This is a genomic window from Polyangiaceae bacterium (assembly GCA_016715885.1).
Taxonomy (GTDB): Bacteria; Myxococcota_A; Polyangia; order Polyangiales; family Polyangiaceae; genus Polyangium.
Map to the genome: position 1 here is coordinate 169,953 of JADJXL010000018.1, position 20,249 is coordinate 190,201.

Sequence of the window (20,249 nt, forward strand, 5' to 3'; positions counted from 1 at the left end):
GCGGCGCGAGACACGTACGATGACGCGCGCACTGTCGCCACTACGTTTGAATGCCCGGAATCTTCAGGCCCCCCGTCACTTTCGAGATTTCGGCTTCGACAAGTTTGTCCGCCTGCTCGAGCGCCGAGTTTGCCGCAGCCACTGCCAAGTCGAGCGACATCTCGAGCCCCTCGGAAGCAAGAAACTCCGGATCGATCGTGATCTTTCGGATCTTGCCTTCACAAGTGACCGTGACCGAGACCTTGTCCGAGCCGGCAGTCGCCGTGACCTCGTGGTCCTTGATGCCGGCCTTCACTTGGTCGATTTTTCGCTGCATCCGGGCCGCTTGGCGGACCAGCTCGTTCATTCCACCGCGAAATTGCATGAAGCCGCGTGTATGCCGTGAAGTCGTCCCGACGGCAAGGCCGGATCCACGGACTCATGCACGAAGTGCCTCTTGCCCGACCCGCCCTCCCAAAACGAACCCATCCATGGATGCGCTCGAAGGCGACGCGCGCGCTTTGATCTGCTAGTCGAACGCACGCATGAGCTACGTCGTCCTCGCGCGTAAATACAGGCCGCAATCGTTCGAGGATCTCGTTGGTCAGGGTCATGTCTCCACCACTCTGGCCAACGCGATTGCCAGAAACCGCGTCGCGCACGCCTTTTTGTTCACGGGTGTTCGTGGCGTAGGCAAGACGACCAGCGCCCGCATCCTCGCCAAGTCGCTCAACTGCGAAAAAGGCCCCACCGCGACGCCTTGTCAAACGTGCTCTGCTTGCGTCGAGATCACCGCGGGTAGCGACGTGGACGTCCAAGAGATCGACGGCGCCAGCTACACCGGCGTCGACGACGTCCGAAGGCTCCAAGAAAGCCTTCCGTATCGGCCACAACGCGACCGGTTCAAAATCTTCGTCGTCGACGAAGTTCACATGCTCTCGAACAACGCATGGAACGCGTTTCTCAAGACCCTCGAGGAACCGCCGCCCCATGTGAAGTTCATCTTCGCCACGACGGAAGTCCACAAAATCCCCGTCACCATCCTCAGCCGCTGCCAACGTTACGACTTCAAACTAATCAGCGCGCAAGCCGTCGCCGCACGTCTCAAGTTCGTCTTGGAACAAGAAAAAGTCGCCTTCGAAGACGCCGCGCTCTCCATCATCGCTCGCGAAGCCGCGGGCAGCATGCGCGATGGAATGAGCCTGCTCGATCAGGTCCTCGCTTGGGTCGGCATCGACGGGGACAAACTCACGGCCGAAGGCGTCGCACGCGTCCTCGGTGTCGCCGACAGGTCCGTCTTGCATGGCCTCGCCGCGGCCCTCGTCGATGGCGATGCGCACGCCTGCCTGCGCACGATCCACGACCTCGCACAACAAGGCTACGACTTGCCCCACGTTGCGCGTGACTTCCTTGCGCACCTGCGTGACCTCGTCGTCGCGAAAGTCTCCAAGGACCCCGCAGGCATCCTCGATCTCGCCGACAGCGAAGCTACCGATGTCCTCGCTCTTGCAAAACGAGCCGATGCGGATGACCTGACGCGTTTGCACCAAGGCTTTTCCCGAAGCTTCGACGACATCATTCGCAGCGGCCAGCCTCGTGCCGCATTCGAGATGGTGCTCGTCAGGCTCGCTCGTCGCCCGCCGCTCTTGCCCGTCGACGAGCTGCTTCAACGCATCACCGCGCTCGAGGCAAGCTTGCTCAAAGGCGGTGGAGGCGGCGCAGCGCCTGCAGGCCCAGGTGGCGCGATGCCCCACCGTAACTCGGGCGGAGCCGCTCCGCCTCCCATGCGTCGCGCATCCGCTGATCCCGCGCCCGCTGCAACCTTCGCACCACCTGCGTCCGCAGCCGTGCCGCCATCAGCGCCCGTTGCGACGTTCACGGCTCCCTCGTTCGCCACTTCCTCTGCGCCGCAACCTGCTCCTCAGCGCCCCAGGACAAACCCTCCGCCTCCCAAGGCGACCAGTTTGCCCTCAAACGTTTCGGCAAACGTAGGTACGAACGCGCCGGCTCCGACAAACGGGAAAACCGCAGGCAACACGGACCTCGGCTTGTTCCGCGCCGTCCTCGACATCGTCCGTGACAAACGCCCCGCGCTCGCGTCCGTTCTCGAACACGCGGTGCTCCTGCATATCGGCCCCGACCGCCTCACGCTCGGTTTCGAAGGCGATACGTTTCTGTCCAAACAAGCGCAAGAACCACTCGCCCAAGAGATTCTGCGCAGTGCCCTCGCCACGCACTTCGGCGGCAGGCCCGACGTCACATTCGAATCCGTTGCTCCGATGAGTGGCCTTGCGACCATCGCTCAACTCGACAGCGCCGAGCGCAAGTCACGCCTCGAATCCGCTCGTCGCGCAATTGCCAATCATCCGCTCGTAACAGCGGCCATCGAGCTTCTCGGGGCAGAACTGCGCGACGTCCGTCTTGCCCAGGACGATGCGGCCGACATTGGCATGTCACGTTGACCTGTTCGTGCATCGACAGCGCTTGACGTAGCCGCATCAGCCCCGTTCGATTCATGCCCATGCGTGCACGTCGTCTCGTCTCTTTCATCGGCGCAGCACTCGCCGCGCTTTGCTTTCTTGCTCCAACTTCGTCCCAAGCGAACGGTCGGTTTCCCCTCGCCGATCAACTCGTCGTCGATCCTCAGGACCCTTCACACATCGTTCTACGCACCACCTACGGCATCCTCGACAGCTCCGACGCAGGAGGCACGTGGGGCTGGATTTGCGAAGGCGCCATCGGTTACGGCGGCACGCAAGATCCAGCCATCGGTGTGCTCGCCGATGGCAGCGTTCTCGCCGGCATCTTCGAAGGTCTCAGCGTCACGCACGATCGAGGCTGCTCGTGGGCATTCGCGGGCGCGCCACTCGAAAGCGAATACGTCATCGATGTGTCGGTTCATCGTGACGAACCTTCTCGCGCCGTCGCCATCACGTCCACCGGCATGGGCACGGGCTTCCACGTCATTCTGGCGGAAACGAACGACAACGGCGTCACGTGGACACAAGCAGGCACGTCCATCACGAGCGACATGATCGCGCTCACCGTCGACGTTGCTCCTTCCAATACCGATCGCGTCTACGTCAGCGGAATCGTCGGAAAGGTGTACGCACCGGCCATCGAACGAACGAATGATCGAGGCAAAACGTGGACGCGAACCTTCTTCGACGCCGCGTATGCCAAAGACGTCCCTTACATCGCCGGGGTTGACCCGACAAACCCCGATCGAGTCTACGTTCGTCTCAGCGGAACCGATACCGATCGGCTCCTCGTCAGCGACGATGGCGCGCAGACCTTCACCGAAGTCTTCAGCACCGCCAGCGACTTGCTGGGCTTTGCCCTTTCCCCCGATGGCTCGCGCGTCGTGATCGGCAGTCCCGTCGACGGCATTCATTCGGCGAGCGTCGTCGATCTCGCGTTTCAAAAAGTCAGCTCCGTGCAGTCGAGGTGCCTCACGTGGACGAACGCAGGCCTCTACACGTGCGCGAACGAGTTCGTCGACAAGTTCACCGTGGGACTGTCGACGGATGAAGGAAAAACCTTCTCCGGCATCTACAAGCTCGCCGAAATCTGTCCGCTCGCCTGCCCATCGGGTGCAGCGACGAAGACCGAGTGCGAAGCGAGTTGGCCGCCTCTTGCAGCAACACTCGGCGTCGATCAATCCGCCTGCGGCATCGTCACGTCGAGCAGCAGCTCCTCGAGCAGCAGCGGCACGCCGCCCGAGTACAGGGGCACCGGAGGATGCACGTGCGGCATCGCAACATCGCCCGGACAAACCGCAGCCGGACTGCTCGCTGCATGCTCGGTCCTCGTTGCTCTCGGTCGCAAGCGGAGCCGCCGCGGCCGCTGACCCGCTCCTAGGCGTATCGCACATGCGCTGCTAGGCTCGCGACCCATGATCAGCGTTGGGCAACCCGCTCCTGCATTCGATGCGCCTGCGACGACCGGCGAGCCAATCAGCCTCGCCAAACTGCGCGGCAAGATCGTCGTCCTCTACTTTTTCCCCAAAGCATTCACGTCGGGGTGAACGATCGAGGCGGCGCGGTTTCGCGACGCATACAAAGAAATCGTCGCTCTCGGCGGCGAAGTCATCGGCGTGTCCACCGACAAACACGGCACGCAATGCGACTTCGCCAAGTCCCTGAACGTCGAATTTCCCATGATCGGTGACTCGGACAAACGCATCGCCAAGGCCTACGGCGTCCTCTGGCCCATCATCGGCCTCGACCGGCGCGTCACGTTCGTCATCGACGACAAGGGCATCGTGCGCGGCGTCTTCAATTACGAACTGCTCCCGCACAAACACGTCGACGATGCGATCGCCCTCATGCGCGACCTTGCATCCAAACGAAAAGCCAGTTGAGTTTGTCGGAGTCAATCGGTTGTCAGGACAACCTCAGGTGTTCATCGCAGCATCGAGGCTCTCCGAAACGATCCGCAGGAGCGTTTCCAGATCCTCGTCTGTGATGTTCACGGGAGGAGCCACGTACACCACGTCTCCCAGCGGCCGCAGGTAAGCCCCACGCTTGCGCGCCTCCGCATACACGCGCCAACCGATACCGCCTAGATAACTCGCGTCGGACGACACATCGAGCGCTCCGATCATGCCGAGCGATCGACTTCGCACGACACCCGAGATGCTGCGCATCGCATCGAACGCTGCCGCGATGCGAGCTGCCTTCGGTGCGGCACGTTCGATGATGCGTTCGTCTTGAAAAACACGCAGCACCTCGCGCGCAACGGCTGCCCCAAGGGGATTGCCGCAGTACGAATGCCCGTGATGAAACGCGCGCTCCGGTGCTCCCAAGAAGGCGTCGAACACGCGTGCGTTCGTCATCGTTGCGGACATGGGCAATACGCCTCCGGTGAAGCCTTTCGCGAGGCACATCATGTCCGGCGAGATCCCCGCCGCGTCACATGCCCACATCCCACCCGTACGTCCGTAACCCGTGAACACTTCGTCGATCACGAGCAGCACGTCGTATCGATCGCACACCTCACGCGCGTGCTTCAGATACGCCGCGTCGTACATCCGCATCCCCGCGGCACCTTGCACCAGCGGCTCCAGCACCACCGCAGCGATGGAGTTTTTCCCTTCGTGCACCAACCGTTCCAGCGCATCGAAAGCGCGCGCATAGCTTGCATCGTCCGAAGCATCCGCGTGCTGCGGCGGTGGGACGAAGATGCAGTCGAGCAACACACCGGCAAACGGCCGCCGAAAAACGTCGACTCCGCACAAGCTCGACGCTCCTACCGTTTCGCCGTGAAACGCTCCATCGAACGCAACGAATCGTTTGCGTTCGAACTGTCCTTCGTTGTGCCAAAACTTCAGCGCCAGCTTCAGTGCAGCCTCGATCGCCGTCGACCCGTTGTCGCTGTAGAAAACCTTTTCGAGCCCTCGCGGCGCGACGCGCACCAGCTCTTCCGCTAGCAGCGCGGCGTTCTCGTGCGTCACTCCTGCAAGCGACGTGTGACACAAAAGCTCCGCTTGCGCGGACAGCGCTCGAACCAGACGCGGATGGTTGTGTCCAAGCGTCGCGACCCACCAGCTCGAGTTGCCGTCGATGTAGTTTGTCCCGTCCACATCGTACAGGCGTGAACCTTCTGCTCGATGAATCACCAGCGGATCCACCTCCGCCACGTAACGATCCATCGACGTGTACGGGTGCCAAACGTACGTCTTGTCCGCACGCACGATGTCGGCTCGAGTCGTTGCGTTTTTCATCTGCTCTCAGGTCTTCTTGATCGATATCGCGTGTCGAAGCTCGGCAGGCATGGGCGGCAGCGAGCTCGATCGGATCGGTTCTGGAGGAATGGATCGCCTCGTCGGCGATGGTTCGCCGTGGTGTGGAAGGAACACGCGCACTTCGGTTCCGGTGCCCTCTTCACTGATGATCTGCAGCCTGCCCCCGTGCGCGTTCACGATGCGCGCCACGATGGCCAAACCGAGTCCCGTGCCCGTCGCGCGCGTCGTGAAGAATGGATCGAACGCGCGATCTCGTACCGCCGTGTCCATGCCTTCGCCCGTGTCCACGAACGAAACCTCGATACCCGGCACCTCGTTCTCCGCGTGCGACTTCACCGCTACGGTGAGCGATCCGCCGCCCGGCATCGCCTGCATCGCGTTGTTCACGATGTTCTCGAACACTTGCCTGAGCAGCATCGGGTCGGCGTGGATTTGTTTCGTAGGCTCGTCTTCGACGAGTTTCACGTGAAGGTCGGTTTTTCCCTGCGTGAGCGCCAAGGCTCGATCGATGATTTCTCGCGCCGAGACCGACTGCCTGTTGCAACGCACGGGCCTCGTGTACACGAGCAAATCGCCCACGAGCCGATTCAGGCGGAAGGCCTCTTCGTCGAGGATTCCGAGCAGCGTTTGGCGATCGTCTTCGGCGAGTCCTTCGCGTCGCAGCGTTGCGACGGCGTTCGTGATGATCGCAAGCGGGTTGCGCACTTCATGCGCGATCACCGCAGACAGCTCGCCCACCGCTGCCAATTGTTCCTTGCGAACGATCTCGGCCTGCGCCGCACGAAGCTCGTCGTACGATCGCGCGAGCTCCGCTGATCGCTTCTTCAGCTCCACCGCGCGGTCTTCCAGACGCAGGCGCAACGTGACGTAGCGCGTTAGCAGCGACATGACGACGCCCATCACGAACGCCGCGTATCCGTAGGGAATCGTCAGTGGTTTGTCCTGACTACTCATCCCTCGAGAGACATCGTAGAGCGCGCTGAAGAAGAACGCCGTTGCGCCCCACATCGACGGAAGCAAATCCCGTCGACCTCGCAGCGCGGAACGAATCAGCACCGTGATGGCAAAACATGCGGCCGCGAGCACCAGCATCGATACGGCCGTGTCGACCAGTCGCGTCTTCACCGCGACCTCGAACAGGCGCAGACCGAGCACTTCCACGGGAGCATCGATTTCCGTGGGCTTGCTCGACAGCGCGTCGACTGCGCTTGCAGCTCCCAGGGCAAACGCGATCCCGTAGTTGCCGACGAGCGCGCGTTTTCGCAACTGCACCTGCGCGAGCTGAGCGACCACGTGCACGAGACACGCCGCTGCCATGGCGCGACCAAACTCCGACACCGCGAGCGCGACCTGCAGGGCATCCGGCGAGCGCGTCACGTGCAGCGCGACTGCGCCACCCGTGTGCACGGTGAGCGCCGTGCAGAAGATCCCGAACAAAAGGAATTCCGTTTCGCGCTTTCGTCCGCGTCGTGTGGACAAACAGAACGCAGTGATCGCGACGTACGCGACCACCCATGCGCTCAGAAATCCGGCAAACGAGTGCGCGTGCACGTCAGACGCTTTCTCGGTCGTCGAGCTTTTCGCCCGCGGCCGCCTTGGCCGAAAGGTCGTCAAATCGCTCGATTACGGAGCAAAGCATGCGCGCCGGACAATGGCCCGACAAGCGAATTTTTCCCCCGTCGAGCGATGTTGACCCCCGCTCTCGCAAGCATCACGCTCGCCCTCGTGCCTCAACGCAAACGTTACCTATTCGTCTGTGTCAACCGCCGGCCCGACGGCACGCCGAAGGGCTCATGTGCTGCCCGAGGTTCCGTTGAGGTTCACGCGGCGTTGAAGGCAGAGCTGCAAGCGCGCGGCCTTGCTCGTACCGAAGTGCGCGCATGCACGTCGAGCTGCCTCGACGTTTGCTGGGCCGGCCCGACCATCGCCGTCGAACCGGACGGTTACTTCTACGGTCGCGTCACCTTGGCGGACGTTCCACGCATCGCCGAAGCCCTCGCGAAAGGCGAACGTGTCGACGAGCTTGTTTTGAGTGCCAACGAATTCGATGAAGCCACGGCCGGTCGTCCGCTTCCGATGCAGACAAAAGCGCCATCCGAAGGGGGTTCGTCATGAGCGGTTTCGAATTCTGGGAGACGATGGCGGGGGCGTATCACTTCGTGGACAAACCCGACGAAGAGCGTCCCATGTCGTTCACGATCCACGCGAAGAGCCCGCCGCTCTTGCGCTTTCTGCGTCGCCCGGAAGTCGACATCGAAGGCGAAGTGTTCGCTCCAGGGCTCGCGAGCCACAGGCACGTTCGCGGCACCCTCGGCATGGATGTGCTCCGAACGGGAAAGCTTCCGTATTGGTTCCGGTTTGTCGGGGACGATGACAAAAGGTATGTGTTCCAAGGTCAGAAGGATGTATCGCCGCTTGCGCTTCTCGAGACCATGACGGCGCTTCCCGGGTCGATCATCGATGAAAACGGGGCGGAAGTAGCCGTGGCGCTGCTCCGCTTCGATGCGCGTAGTGATTTGCTTACATTTTTGCGAAGTTTTCGGTTGGCCAGAGCATGACAGTTTGACAATCCTCTCAGACAGCCTGGACAATGCCCATGATCATGTGACATCTTGTCCTCATGACTGACGAATTGTCCGGCTCTTCGACGCAGGTGCCTTCGGATCCGGCGCCTGGTGCGGTTGCCGATGCGCCGACGGTGCTCGTGGTGGATGACGAGCCGTCGAACTTGGCTTCGATCGAAAAGATTTTTCAGCGTGATGGGTTGCGTGTGCTCACGGCATCGAGTGCTCGTGCGGCGCTCGATATGCTCCGCACGCACCGGGTCGAGGTCGTTTTGACGGACCTGATGATGCCTGGCACGAGTGGCATTGAATTGCTCCGGGCCATCAAGCAGTTATCGCCGGACACCGAAGTCGTATTGATGACCGCGTATGGCACGGTGGAGACGGCGGTGCAGGCCATGCGCGAGGGCGCGTATGATTTCGTGGAAAAACCATTGAAGCGCATGACGATCATCAAGAGCGTGCGCAAGGCGGCCGAACGTCGTTCGCTCGTGGCGGAAAACCGTTCGCTCAAAAAAGAATTATCCTTGCTGACGAAGCGCGAAATCATTGGTTCGAGTCCTGCGCTTCGTCGTGTGCTCGATGTAGCCAGTCAAGCGGCTCCTTCGTCGGCGACGGTATTGGTGTTGGGCGAAAGTGGCACGGGCAAGGAGCTCATTGCGCGATACATTCACGATCACAGCGCGCGCAAGTTTGCGCCATTCGTCGCCGTCAATTGTTCCGCCATTCCCGAAACCATCCTGGAAGCCGAGCTTTTCGGTCACGAACGGGGAGCATTCACGGGTGCATTTGCTCGTCGCGACGGACGATTTGCAAAAGCTTCCGGGGGAACGTTATTTCTCGATGAAATTGGCGAGCTTACGCCGTCCGTTCAAGTAAAACTGCTTCGCGTTCTTCAGGAGGGGGAATACGAACCGATTGGGGGCGATACCGTTCGAGCTGACGTGCGAATCGTAGCGGCCACCAACAAGGACCTTCGGGCTGAAATTGCGGCGGGTCGATTCCGCGAGGATCTTTTTTACCGTTTGAACGTCATTGCGATCACCGTGCCTCCGCTCCGGGCGCGTCGCGAAGATATTCCTTTGCTCGTCGATCATTTTTTGGGCGTTTATTGCGCCAAAAACAATCGCGAGCGGCTGAATTGCCCTCGTGAAGTCGTCGCGCGCCTTTCGGATTACTCATTTCCTGGAAATGTTCGCGAGCTCGAGAATATTGTCGAGCGTGCAGCGGTTTTATGCCGTGGTGACAAGCTTTCCCTCGACGACCTACCCGAGCCCATTCGTGAGACGAGTCAAGCGGCACCTGGGCCCATTACGTTTTCCGTTGGTACGCCCCTCGATGAAGTGGAGCGTCGCCTCATTCGCGAAACCCTGCAATATGCCAAAGGTGACAAGTCCGTTGCCGCGCAACTCCTCGGCATTTCAACGCGCACGATTTATCGGAAATTGGGAGAAATCGAAACATGAGCAACATTCAGTTTGGAATATGGACAAATCGGGGGGGTTGGGGGGGCCGAGCCTCGGGCCCCCCAATGTGAACCAACTCTCGCGAGCGCGTGTCCTACACGCGCGAAGCGAGCTTCCAACTCCAGGCCCGCTTTCAAAACATCCAGTACCCCAGCCCCCAAAAAATCCGGTTGTCAAATTGGCAATGTCTACCGCCCCCGACCTTCGTGCTGCGCCACCTTGTCGATCCAGGCTTTTTCGTGCTAAAATCTGCCCTTAAAACCTAACTCGTGTCGGCTGGCACGACTCTCGCTTCCAGCCTGGCGGCCCCATGGGACTCGACGCGATCCTCAAGCGATACTTTCCCGTCGTCATCTGCGTTCTCGTTGCAGCGGCGGCATATTTTCAGGCGTCTGGCATGGGCCAACTCGTCGCAGGCAACGTTTTGCTCGATCCCTCCGCGATGCCGCCTCCGCCGCCTGCGCCAAAGAGTGGTGGAGCGAACGCTCCGTCCGGTCCCGAGCGATCCAGCAATGCGGCGCCCATATTGGCGCGTAATCCATTCGATTCCGTCACGGGTCCGCTCGATGGCACCAGCCAATCCGTCGCATTACCGAGCGCCGAAGACGAGCCAGTCGATACCAGCAATCCGTACAATGACCCCATTTGCGACGTTGCAACATGTTTGCTCATTACTCAATCGGACGATCCCGATTGGTCATTTGCGGCGATTGCGGGATCCGATGGAAAGTCGCAGCTTCGTCGTCGAGGCGACGACGTGGGTGGACACACCGTGCATTGGATTGGTTGGGATCGCGTGTGGCTCATTCAAGGCAACTCGCGATGTCAGTTGCAGGTGCATGGCGAGAAAAAGGTGGCGGCTGCGGCTCCGGCTCCTGCTGCTCCGTCGAAGACCCGCAAAGCCGGTCGTGGTGCCGCCAAGATCCCGGCCGACATGGCGGCGAAAATTCATAAAGTCAGCGAAACACAATTCGACATCGAACGATCACTGGTCGATCAAGTTTTGGAAAATCAGGGCGAGCTCATGAAGTCGGCCCGTATCGTGCCCGAAAAAGAGGGTGACAAAATCGTGGGTATCCGTCTCTTCGGATTACGTCCCGATTCGCTTCTCGGTACGCTCGGACTCGAAAATGGCGATCGATTGCAAAGTATCAATGGTTTTGAGATGAGCGATCCGCAAAAAGCGCTCGAGGCATACGCTCGACTGCGAAGTGCGGACAAACTTTCGGTCACGGTCAATCGTCGCGGCAAGCCGATGACCATCGATTTCAACATCAAATGATCCGAATGCTGCTACATTCTACGGGAGACCTACGATGGCCAAATTGAAATTGCCTTCTTTCGATGGCGGAAGCCTTCTTCAAAGGACACTGCTCTATGTGGTCACGTTCGTCTTCGGATCTGCCGGGTTCATTGCCATTGCGAGCTTGTTGGTCGTTTGGGCCGCGAAATCCATGATTCCGTCGCGAAGCGATGTGTCGACATCGGCAACGGACAAAGTCGCCGAATTGGCCCCGACGTCCCCCGGAAAATCGAATAGGCGGGCGCGCCCGAATAAAGCGAAACCTGCGCCCGTCGTCGAAGATCTTCCGGCGTCGCACGAAACGCATTGATGATTGGCACTAAAAACGCGAAGAATATGAATATGCGTGAACAATATCGTGGTCGTCGTCGTTTTGGCTTGGCGCTTGCTGCTCTCGTTGGCGCTTCGTTACCCATGAATGCGGCTGCGCAACAGCCTGGACCTCGAGGCGCTCCCGTTCTCAAAACACCTGCGGCCCGAACGCCCGCAGCGCCCGCGGGCGATGCCGCAGGCAAACCGCCCATTCCTCCTGGATTTCCCCCTGGTCCGCCGCCTGGCTCACCCGCGCCTTTTGGAAATGCTCCCAACATTGGTGAAGATCCCATGGGGGCCGTCAAGCAAGGCCCCAAAGAAATTGAATTTCGGCCCAAAAATCCCGGGCTCATGGTTTCGTTCAACCTCGAAGAAGCCGATTTGAACGAGCTCGTCAAGGCCATCAGCAACATCACCGGGCGAAGGTTCATTTATGGCGGCAAGGTCCGGCAAATCAAGGCGACCGTGTATTCGCCCGACAAAGTTTCCATCGCCGAAGCGTACAGCGCATTTTTGTCCATTCTCGAAACCAACGGACTCACGGTCATTCCGCATGGACGTTTTCTCAAAATCATCGAATCGCCCGGTGTCGTGAGTCAAACGACGCCCGTGTACGGACAGGGCAATCCCGTTCCCAATGAAGATCGCTTCGTAACCCGCCTTTACCGCGTCTCCAACGTCGATGCGACCGAGGCCGCGAACGTATTGGCCAAGTTCAAGTCGAAAGACGGGGACATCACGGTTCATCCCGGCGGATCGCTGCTCATCATCACCGATACGGGCAGCAATGTGCAGCGCATGATGCGCATTCTCGAAGACGTCGATGTCGGCGGGGCTGGAGACCAGATCTGGTTCGAAACGATCCATTACGCTGGGGCAGCCGACGTTGCCACGAAATTGGGTGAGATTCTCGATTTACGAACGAGCGCTGGAAAAGGGGGGCGCACGAGGAGCTGCCGGTGGAGCTGGTGGCGGTGGCGCTGGGGCGCGCATCATTGCCGACGATCGCACCAATTCGCTCGTCATTACGGCCAATCAAGGAGATTACTTGCGGCTGCTCGAGCTCATCAAGCGTATGGACGTTCCGCAAACCGGTGAAGGGCAAATGCATGTTTTGCCTCTGCAGCACGCCGGTTGTAAAGATTTGTCCGGTACGCTCAATCAAATTTTGGGCGGTAGTGGTGGAAGCGGAGGCGCGACTGGTGGTCGTCGTCCCGCAGGTGGAGCGCCGCCCGTTCCGGGTTCGACGGACGACATTTTCGAGGGTCAGGTCAAAATAACGTGCGACGAAGGTTCGAACAAGCTCGTCGTTACGTCGTCACTCCGCGATTACGCGGCTCTCCGGGGCGTCATCGATCAGCTCGACCAGCCGCGCCGGCAGGTATTCATCGAAGCCGTCATCATGGACGTCAACGTCGATCGCACGAACGACATGGGTGTGCGCTGGCATCTTGGTTATCCCGTGAATGCGGGTGGCGTCGTGGATGGTGCCGACGGGCAAGGAATCGTGTATGGAGGCAACGGGGCAATTCAATCGATTGGCGCCCCATTCTCCATTGCCGATCAGCTCGGTGCGCTCGCTGTGGGCGTTCGAGGTCCGTCGATTACGGGTTCCAGCGATTTGCTCGGCACGGGCATTACGATTCCGGCGTTCGGCGTCGTCATGCACGCGCTCGCGACGGACAGCGATTCCAACGTTCTCGCGACGCCGCACATCCTCGCGACGGACAACGTGCCGGCATCCATTGAAATTGGCCAAAACATTCCACTCCAAACCAATGTTGGTGGAATTGGGAACCTGGCGGCCGGATTGGGCGGCGCGGCTGGTGCTGCTGGTGGCTTGGGAGGCATGGGGGGACTCGCAGGCGGGCTTTTGGGAGGATTGGGTGGGTTTGCCGCACCTCGTCAAGACGTCGGAACGAAAATCGAAGTGACGCCGCACATCAACGATTCCGATCAAGTTCGTCTCGAAATCACCGAAGGCATTTCCGAAGCAGGCGCCCCGCAAGGCGCGCTCGGGGCGATTCCCATCATCAAGCGGCAAGCAAAAACTACGCTCGTCGTGCGTGATCAACAAACCGTCGTCATCGGTGGGCTCGTGCGCGAAGCCGTGACGAATGCGCGCACCAAGATTCCGATATTGGGTGACATTCCGGTCATCGGAGCGCTTTTCCGCACGACGAAGAAGACCACGCAAAAAACGAACCTCTTGCTCGTTTTGACGCCGTACATCGTGCGCGATCAAGACGACTTGCGCACCATTTTCGAGCGAAAGATGCAGGAGCGGCAGGAGTTCTTGGACCGGTATTTCGTTTTTGGTGATACGGCGTGGGAGCCGCCGAAGGACTACGAAAGGGCCAATGGTCTCGTCGAGGACATTCGCCAATCGCAGATTCAAATGGCCGAACGAGCGCGTCTCGAGGAAGAAGCGAAACCGAAGAGCCCAAGGACGCACGAGCCCGGACAACCCATTGCGCTTCCGAGCATTGCGCGTAGCAGCGGGAATGACGCTGGGCCCACTTCGGTCACGCCGGCGACGGCGTCACCGGCGGATAGACCTGGCACGACGGGCAGAGCCGTGCCGACGCCGCGTCGCGCACGACCGGCGGCGCCCATACAGCGAGTGGAGTGAGCAATGAGCTCGGTTGCGCATGCGGAATACGTGGGTGAAATTCTCGTTCGGCACGGCGTCGTCGATGCAGCGCGAATTGCGCCGCTCTTCGATACCGTTCGCGAACGGGGGCAAACCATTACGGAATTGTTGGTTTCGTCGAACATCACCGACGAAAGCAAAATCGCGCGTGCTCTCGCCACCGAGATGGGGATGGACTTCACGCCACGAATCGACGTGGATACGATTCCTTTCGACGTCGCGACGCGGCTCCCCATTACCTACGCCAAGCAACACAAAATTCTCCCCCTCTCCGAAGATGATTCGCACGTCTACGCCGTGGTAGCCGACCCCCTCGATACCACGGCGGTCGACGACGTTCGGTCCATTTTCAACAAACCCGTCGAAGTTTCGGTCGCTACCACCGAACACGTGCTCAATGCCATCAATCGCGTATGGGAGAAACGCGAGGCAGGGCAATCCAATTTGCAGGGGGACAAACACGAGGAAGAAGACAACCTCATCGACATCATCGATAGCGATGACGATGCTCCCATCATTGCATGGGTCAACAGTCTATTCGCCCTTGCCGTTCGCGAACGCGCCAGCGACATTCACATCGAACCTGAAGAGCGGGACGTCGTCGTTAGGTATCGCATTGACGGCGAGCTTTACGTGGCGCGACGAGCGTCCAAACAATTCATGGCCCCGATCATTGCGCGCGTCAAGATCATGGCCAGCCTCGACATTGCGGAAAAACGTTTGCCCCAAGACGGCCGCATTACGCTGAAAATTGCCGGCAAGAGCGTCGACATTCGTGTGTCCACGGTGCCCACGAGCCGCGGGTTCGAACGTATCGTCATGCGTCTTTTGCACAAGACGAGCATTCTTCTCGGCCTCGACGATCTCGGGTTTGCCCCGCGCGAATACGGCATCATGGATGGCCTCATCCAAAGGCCCGACGGAATCATTCTCGTCACGGGTCCCACGGGTAGCGGTAAAACCACGACGCTGTATGCGTGTTTGAATCGTATCAACGACCCGTCCCGCAACATACTCACGGCCGAGGATCCCGTCGAATACGAAATTGGCGGCATTCATCAGGTGCACGTGCATCCCTCGATTGGTCTCACGTTCGCCAGTGCTTTGCGCGCATTTCTTCGCCAAGATCCGGACGTCATCATGGTCGGCGAAATCCGCGACAAGGAGACCGCCGAAATTGCCATTCACGCGTCGCTCACCGGCCACTTGGTGCTCTCCACGCTGCACACGAACGATTCGGCGTCGGCCGTCACGCGTCTCGTCGAAATGGAGATCGAACCATTCCTCGTGCGATCCAGCGTCATTGGCATTCTAGCGCAGCGTCTCGTGCGTATGCTTTGCCAGCAATGCAAGGTGCCTTATCAGCCGACCGCGTACGAATTGAAGCAGCTTGGTCTCGATGATGAGCGTCTGGCATGGAAGGCGCGACGCCCGGTATCGCCGCGGTATACGGTACACCAGTTGGATTATGAATATGTTGGGCAGAAAATGGGCCAGTCGCCTGTTTTCTACAAAGCGGGTGGTTGCGACGCGTGTATGCAGAAAGGCTTCATCGGAAGGCGCGGGATTTACGAATTGCTCGTCATCGACGACGCCGTCGGCCCGCTCATTTTGAGAAATGCCGATGCGCTCACGGTCAAACGGGTCGCATTGTCGCAGGGCATGGATACGATGCGTGACGATGGCGCTCGTAAAGTTCTCATGGGGATGACCACGGTCGAGGAAGTCCTCGCGGCCACCCAAGAGGACATCATCGTGGACGAATAGAGGAGGAGCGCTCGTGGCCGTATTCGAATATCGAGGCATCCTCGTAAGCACTGGCAAGCAGGTCAAAGGCGTTCGTGACGCCGAGAATGCCAAAGTTTTGCGAACCGTGCTGCGCAAAGACGGCATTTTGCTCACCACGGCGACGGAAGAAAACTCTGCTGCGGCGACGAAGAAAAAGAAGCAAGGCAACCTGCTTGCATTTGCGCGCCGCCCGTCGCTCAATGACGTCTCCGTCGTCACGCGGCAGCTCGCAACGCTCATCAAGGCAGGCATTCCGCTCTTCGAATCGCTGACGGCGCTCATCGATCAGACGGAAAACGAGGCATTGAAGCGTGCGCTCACGCAGGTGCGTGAACAGATTCGCGAAGGTTCGAGCTTTGCCAAGGCGCTCGAAGCGCATCCGTCCATATTCCCGCCGCTTTACATCAACATGGTTCGCGCCGGTGAAGCGTCCGGTATGCTTCAGCAGGTGCTCGAGCGCATTACGACATTTCTCGAGGCCCAGGCCAAACTTCGCGGCAAAGTCAGCTCGGCCATGGCATATCCCGCGCTCATGGCGCTGCTCGGCGTGTCGCTCGTTTCTGTGCTCATGGTCGCGGTCGTGCCGAACGTCACGTCGATTTTCGCGTCGATGGACCAAGCATTGCCCTGGTACACGGCCTCGTTGATTTTCGTTTCGGATGTTTTGAGCGGCTATTGGTGGCTTTTTCTCGGGCTCCTCATCGTTGGCATTTGGCTATTTCGCCGGTGGGTTCGTACGCCCACAGGGCGCCTCAAGTGGCACGCAATCGTGCTGCGTATGCCCGTCGTGGGAAAACTCGTGCGCATGATTGCGATCGCGCGTTTTTCCCGGACGCTCGCGACGCTTCTCGGAGCTGGTGTGGCGCTGCTCGGCGCAATGGACATCGTCAAGAACGTTTTGGGCAATGCGGTATTGGAAAAAGTCATTTCCGATGCGATTGGATCCATCAAGGAAGGTCAGAGCATTGCCGAACCGCTGAAAAGAAGCGGACAATTTCCGCCCATCGTCACGCACATGATTACGATCGGCGAAAAAAGCGGTCAACTCGAAGAAATGCTCGAAAATGTTTCGAATGCGTACGATCTCGAGGTAGAAACGCGTGTACAAGTTTTGACGAGCCTTCTCGAACCGCTCATGATCGTCTTCATGGGTGGAGCCGTGGGATTCATCGCGTTTTCCATTCTCATGCCGCTGATTCAGATGTCGAGTTTTGCTGGGTAAAACCACGATGGCACGTCGCAGGCAGCGCGAACAGACGATTTTTTTCCCGTGGGAACGGGGCGGCGGGATCTTCCGCGGCCGCGGTTTCGCGCGGGCCAAGCTCGTCTTCGCGGCGCTCGCCATGGCCCTCGTTCTCGGCGTCCTCGGAGCTCGTGAACGGCGCAAGACCGGCGTCCGGTCCACCGAAGCTACGATATCCGTCGTGCGAGCGGCGATCGATAGCTATCGCGCAGATCACGAGCGCAAATGCCCCCCGTCGCTCGAAGTGCTCAAAACCGAACGGTATCTCGGCATCGATCCGATCGACGCGTGGGGGAGGCCCTTACGGCTTTTTTGTCCTGGCAGACAGGACCCAGATGGGTACGATCTCACCAGTGACGGACCCGATGGTGAGGTCGATGGTCTCGACCGCGTGGAGTGACGAACAATGAACGTGAACATCAAGAATCGAATTCGGAACGTGAAAAGGGCCGCGGCGCGCGGCGTGACGCTCGTCGAAGTGCTCATCGTGCTCGCGATCATGGCCATCATCGCGGGCGGCGCGACGGCGCTCGTGTTCCCGAGGTTCAAGGAGAGCCAAATCAAAGGGGCGGTGCTCAGCGCGGGCGTCATCAAGACGGCGGCGCAATCCTACATGCACCTCGATTCAGCAGGCGCGTGTCCGAGCATCAAGGACCTCGTCGATGCCAAGCAAATCGACGGCAAAAAGACGGATGATCCGTGGGGTACCCAATTCAAGATCGCTTGCGACGGTGACGAAATCACCGTGAGCAGTGCGGGTCGGGACCGCAAAGAGGGGACGCCGGACGACATCAAAGACGACTTCAAAGATGCCGACATCAAACGCGTCGCGGGGTTGTGAGAGACAAACGATATGATTGCCATGGCCTCGATCAAGCGCTTGCCCATCTCGCCCGCTCGCACGGGACGCCGAGGCATGTCTTTGGTCGAGGTATTGATCACGCTGGCGATCATGACGCTGGTCACCGGGACGGCTGTTTTTGGTCTCGGAGCATTACGACGCGCACGTCTTCGGCAATCTGCGGTATTGGTTGCCAGCGCCGTGCGCGTCGCGTATGGCCATGCGACGGCGACGGGCAAAGAATTGCGCCTCGTATTCGACTTCAACGAGCGAACGGTCACGCTCGAAGAAGCATCGGGGAAGCTCGGGACGCAGCGCAAAGGCAATACGGGCGGGGCAGCGGCTGCGACGGAAATCGAACAAAAGGCCGAAGAAGAAGCGGAGCGAATCACCAAAGGACCCAAGGCGCCAAAGCCAAAATTCACGCCGACGAAGGCTTTTGGATTCGAACCGCAAGGTGGAAAATCGGGCAAGGAATTGGCGGATAGCGTGCGATTTCTTTCCGTCGATACGGCGCATCAAGAGGGCCCCATCGAGGAAGACCGCGCGTATCTTTATTTTTGGCCCGGAGGTCAGACGGAACGAGCTGCCATTCAGATCGTGCTCGGCAATCCCGCTGAAGCAGATCCGGAAAAGGACATCATCACCATTGTCGTTCAGCCATTGACGGGCAAAACGAAGATGGAAAAGGGCCGAGTGGAAATGCTGCGGCCTCGTCATGAATCCGAGGAATCGGAGGCGTCCGATGATGGTTGATCGGAAAATGCGGAAACGTCGCGCGCTGCGGGGATTCACGCTGCTCGAGGTGATGGTGGCCACGGCCATTTTGGGCCTTGGGTTGACGGCCATTCTTTCCGCGCAGGCGGGAGCATTTGCGACGGCTGCGCATGCGCGCAACTTGAGCGTAGCGACGACGCTGGCGCGCTGCAAAATGGGTGAAATCGAGGAGCGCCTGTCCGAGCCTGAAGGGATGCCCGAGCTCGAGGAGATTGACAGCGGTCCTTGTTGCGAAGGCGACGAAACGCCGAATTTGAGGTGCACCTGGAAAATCGAAAAGCCGCAATTTCCCGAACCGAAATTGGGCGAGCTCGATCTCGATACCGGCCTCGATCTGTCCACGCCTGCGGGTGGCACGTCGTCTGCGTCGGGCGGCGCTGCGGGCGGGCTTGGACCGCTCGGCGCAATGCTTGGAATGCCCGGAGGCGATCCCTCGAGTGCAATGTCGGCGCTTGGCGATTCGTCGGGCGGGCTTGGGGATATTGCGGGTGCGATGGGCGCGGCGGGCGGAATGGAAGCGCTCGGTGGAATGCTGCAGCTCGTGGGCACGTTCGTGTATCCGCAGCTCAAAATGATTTACGAAACGAATGCTCGGCGCATTACGCTGACGGTCACGTGGACCGAAGGCTCGCGTGAATATTCATTCGACGTCGTACAATGGTACGTCAATCCGCAACCCAGTTTGCCCACGAACGAATTGGTCGATGCGGCATCGGGTGGAGGTTTGCCGGGAATGCCGGATTTGTCTGGGCAGGGCAATACCGGGGCACCAGGCGGAGGTGGTGGAAGGCCCCCGTCCATGTTTCCTGGATTCGGCGGGCCAGGAATGGGCGGACCTGGGATGGGCGGGATTCGGCCGGGCGGAGGCATGCGATGAAGCTTCGCGCACGCCGCTCGCAATTGGGCCTCACGCTCATCGAAGCGATGGTATCGATTGGCGTGCTCGCGCTCATCGGGTCGCTCATTTATGGCGCATTCGATGGCATGTCGCGCACGCGCAAGGGCATCACGCAAATGGCCGATCGATATCAGCAAGGCCGTTCGGCGATGTCTCGAATTGCGCGTGAATTGCAGACGGCGTTCGTGTCCAAGCATGGCGATTATACGGCCAACTCGACGATGATATCACAGCAGATGCGCAAAACGGCATTCATTGGCAAGGATCACGGAAGTTTTGATCGGATCGATTTTACATCGTTTGCGCATCGGCAGCTCGGTCCGCACGAATCGGATCAATCGGAAATTGGATATTTCGGTTCTCGCAATCGGGAAACGGGTGCCACGGATCTCGTGCGGCGCGAAGACAAATACCTCGATATGGAACCGGACAAGGGAGGAGTGGTCAACATTCTCGTCGAAGACGTCGATAGTTTCGATATCGAATACTTCGACCCGCTATCGAGAGAATGGATCAGCGATTGGGACACGACGCAAGCAGCGGGACAACCGTGGCGATTGCCGATGCAGATACGCATTACGCTCGTGATCAATGGTGGTCCGGGCGGAAAACCCGTCGTGCTTCGTTCGCGCGTGTCGCCAGCGATTCAGAGCGCGCTCGAATTCGCCAACTGAGGAGA

Annotated in this window: 19 protein-coding genes and 1 pseudogene; 17 read left to right on the forward strand and 3 right to left on the reverse strand. The window is 59.6% G+C overall.

Going from position 1 to position 20,249, the window contains the following annotated elements; all coding sequences use genetic code 11:
- Nucleotides 1-40 precede the first annotated feature (40 nt).
- Nucleotides 41-364 (reverse strand): YbaB/EbfC family nucleoid-associated protein, encoded by a 324-nt coding sequence (locus IPM54_21845; GenBank protein ID MBK9262433.1) that lies wholly within the window; start codon nt 362-364, stop codon nt 41-43.
- Between the two features lie 160 nt (nt 365-524).
- Here IPM54_21845 and dnaX point away from each other — a divergent pair, with 160 nt between their 5' ends.
- Genes dnaX through IPM54_21865 form a run of 4 tightly spaced genes read left to right on the forward strand, consistent with a single transcriptional unit; the run spans nt 525 to nt 4,342 of the window.
- Nucleotides 525-2,441, forward strand: coding sequence for a DNA polymerase III subunit gamma/tau (gene dnaX / locus IPM54_21850; protein ID MBK9262434.1), 1,917 nt, complete (start codon nt 525-527; stop codon nt 2,439-2,441).
- 59 nt (nt 2,442-2,500) lie between these two features.
- Nucleotides 2,501-3,829 (forward strand): hypothetical protein, encoded by a 1,329-nt coding sequence (locus IPM54_21855; protein ID MBK9262435.1) that lies wholly within the window; start codon nt 2,501-2,503, stop codon nt 3,827-3,829.
- 45 nt (nt 3,830-3,874) lie between these two features.
- Nucleotides 3,875-4,006: a redoxin domain-containing protein gene (locus IPM54_21860; GenBank protein MBK9262436.1), complete on the forward strand. Its 132-nt coding sequence runs from the start codon at nt 3,875-3,877 to the stop codon at nt 4,004-4,006.
- Nucleotides 4,007-4,009: 3 nt separating this feature from the next.
- A complete protein-coding gene (locus IPM54_21865) occupies nt 4,010-4,342 on the forward strand; it encodes a peroxiredoxin family protein (GenBank protein MBK9262437.1) in 333 nt (110 codons plus the stop codon).
- A 33-nt stretch (nt 4,343-4,375) separates the two neighbouring features.
- Here IPM54_21865 and bioA read toward each other — a convergent pair whose 3' ends face one another.
- Both bioA and IPM54_21875 read right to left on the reverse strand, forming a co-directional pair.
- The gene (gene bioA, locus IPM54_21870) at nt 4,376-5,704 is read right to left on the reverse strand and encodes an adenosylmethionine--8-amino-7-oxononanoate transaminase (GenBank protein MBK9262438.1); all 1,329 of its coding nucleotides are present in this window, start codon (nt 5,702-5,704) and stop codon (nt 4,376-4,378) included.
- 6 nt (nt 5,705-5,710) lie between these two features.
- Nucleotides 5,711-7,276: a hypothetical protein gene (locus IPM54_21875; GenBank protein MBK9262439.1), complete on the reverse strand. Its 1,566-nt coding sequence runs from the start codon at nt 7,274-7,276 to the stop codon at nt 5,711-5,713.
- Nucleotides 7,277-7,450: 174 nt separating this feature from the next.
- Here IPM54_21875 and IPM54_21880 point away from each other — a divergent pair, with 174 nt between their 5' ends.
- The 13 genes and pseudogenes from IPM54_21880 (at nt 7,451) to IPM54_21940 (ending at nt 20,244) form a co-directional block, all read left to right on the forward strand.
- Nucleotides 7,451-7,840, forward strand: coding sequence for a (2Fe-2S) ferredoxin domain-containing protein (locus tag IPM54_21880; protein MBK9262440.1), 390 nt, complete (start codon nt 7,451-7,453; stop codon nt 7,838-7,840).
- Complete coding sequence (locus IPM54_21885) at nt 7,837-8,283, forward strand: hypothetical protein (GenBank protein MBK9262441.1); 447 nt, start codon at nt 7,837-7,839, stop codon at nt 8,281-8,283. Before IPM54_21880 ends, IPM54_21885 begins: the two co-directional genes overlap by 4 nt.
- Nucleotides 8,284-8,345: 62 nt before the next feature.
- Nucleotides 8,346-9,755 carry a sigma-54-dependent Fis family transcriptional regulator gene (locus IPM54_21890; protein MBK9262442.1) on the forward strand — a complete coding sequence of 470 codons (1,410 nt, stop codon included), beginning with the start codon at nt 8,346-8,348 and terminating at the stop codon, nt 9,753-9,755.
- A 310-nt stretch (nt 9,756-10,065) separates the two neighbouring features.
- Nucleotides 10,066-11,037 (forward strand): general secretion pathway protein GspC, encoded by a 972-nt coding sequence (locus tag IPM54_21895; protein MBK9262443.1) that lies wholly within the window; start codon nt 10,066-10,068, stop codon nt 11,035-11,037.
- 34 nt (nt 11,038-11,071) lie between these two features.
- Nucleotides 11,072-11,368 carry a hypothetical protein gene (locus tag IPM54_21900; GenBank protein ID MBK9262444.1) on the forward strand — a complete coding sequence of 99 codons (297 nt, stop codon included), beginning with the start codon at nt 11,072-11,074 and terminating at the stop codon, nt 11,366-11,368.
- A 26-nt stretch (nt 11,369-11,394) separates the two neighbouring features.
- A pseudogene (gene gspD / locus IPM54_21905) lies at nt 11,395-14,002 on the forward strand (type II secretion system secretin GspD).
- A 3-nt stretch (nt 14,003-14,005) separates the two neighbouring features.
- Complete coding sequence (gene gspE, locus IPM54_21910) at nt 14,006-15,790, forward strand: type II secretion system ATPase GspE (protein ID MBK9262445.1); 1,785 nt, start codon at nt 14,006-14,008, stop codon at nt 15,788-15,790.
- A 13-nt stretch (nt 15,791-15,803) separates the two neighbouring features.
- Nucleotides 15,804-17,033 (forward strand): type II secretion system inner membrane protein GspF, encoded by a 1,230-nt coding sequence (gene gspF, locus IPM54_21915; GenBank protein MBK9262446.1) that lies wholly within the window; start codon nt 15,804-15,806, stop codon nt 17,031-17,033.
- 7 nt (nt 17,034-17,040) lie between these two features.
- Nucleotides 17,041-17,454: a general secretion pathway protein GspG gene (locus IPM54_21920; GenBank protein MBK9262447.1), complete on the forward strand. Its 414-nt coding sequence runs from the start codon at nt 17,041-17,043 to the stop codon at nt 17,452-17,454.
- A gap of 39 nt (nt 17,455-17,493) precedes the next feature.
- On the forward strand, nt 17,494-17,895 hold the full coding sequence (locus IPM54_21925; GenBank protein MBK9262448.1) for a type II secretion system protein: 402 nt from the start codon (nt 17,494-17,496) through the stop codon (nt 17,893-17,895).
- 21 nt (nt 17,896-17,916) lie between these two features.
- Nucleotides 17,917-18,651, forward strand: a complete 735-nt coding sequence (locus IPM54_21930; protein MBK9262449.1) for a prepilin-type N-terminal cleavage/methylation domain-containing protein — start codon at nt 17,917-17,919, stop codon at nt 18,649-18,651.
- Nucleotides 18,652-18,658: 7 nt separating this feature from the next.
- Nucleotides 18,659-19,549, forward strand: coding sequence for a type II secretion system protein (locus IPM54_21935; protein MBK9262450.1), 891 nt, complete (start codon nt 18,659-18,661; stop codon nt 19,547-19,549).
- Nucleotides 19,546-20,244: a prepilin-type N-terminal cleavage/methylation domain-containing protein gene (locus IPM54_21940; GenBank protein MBK9262451.1), complete on the forward strand. Its 699-nt coding sequence runs from the start codon at nt 19,546-19,548 to the stop codon at nt 20,242-20,244. The genes IPM54_21935 and IPM54_21940 overlap by 4 nt, the downstream gene beginning before the upstream one ends.
- Nucleotides 20,245-20,249 lie beyond the last annotated feature (5 nt).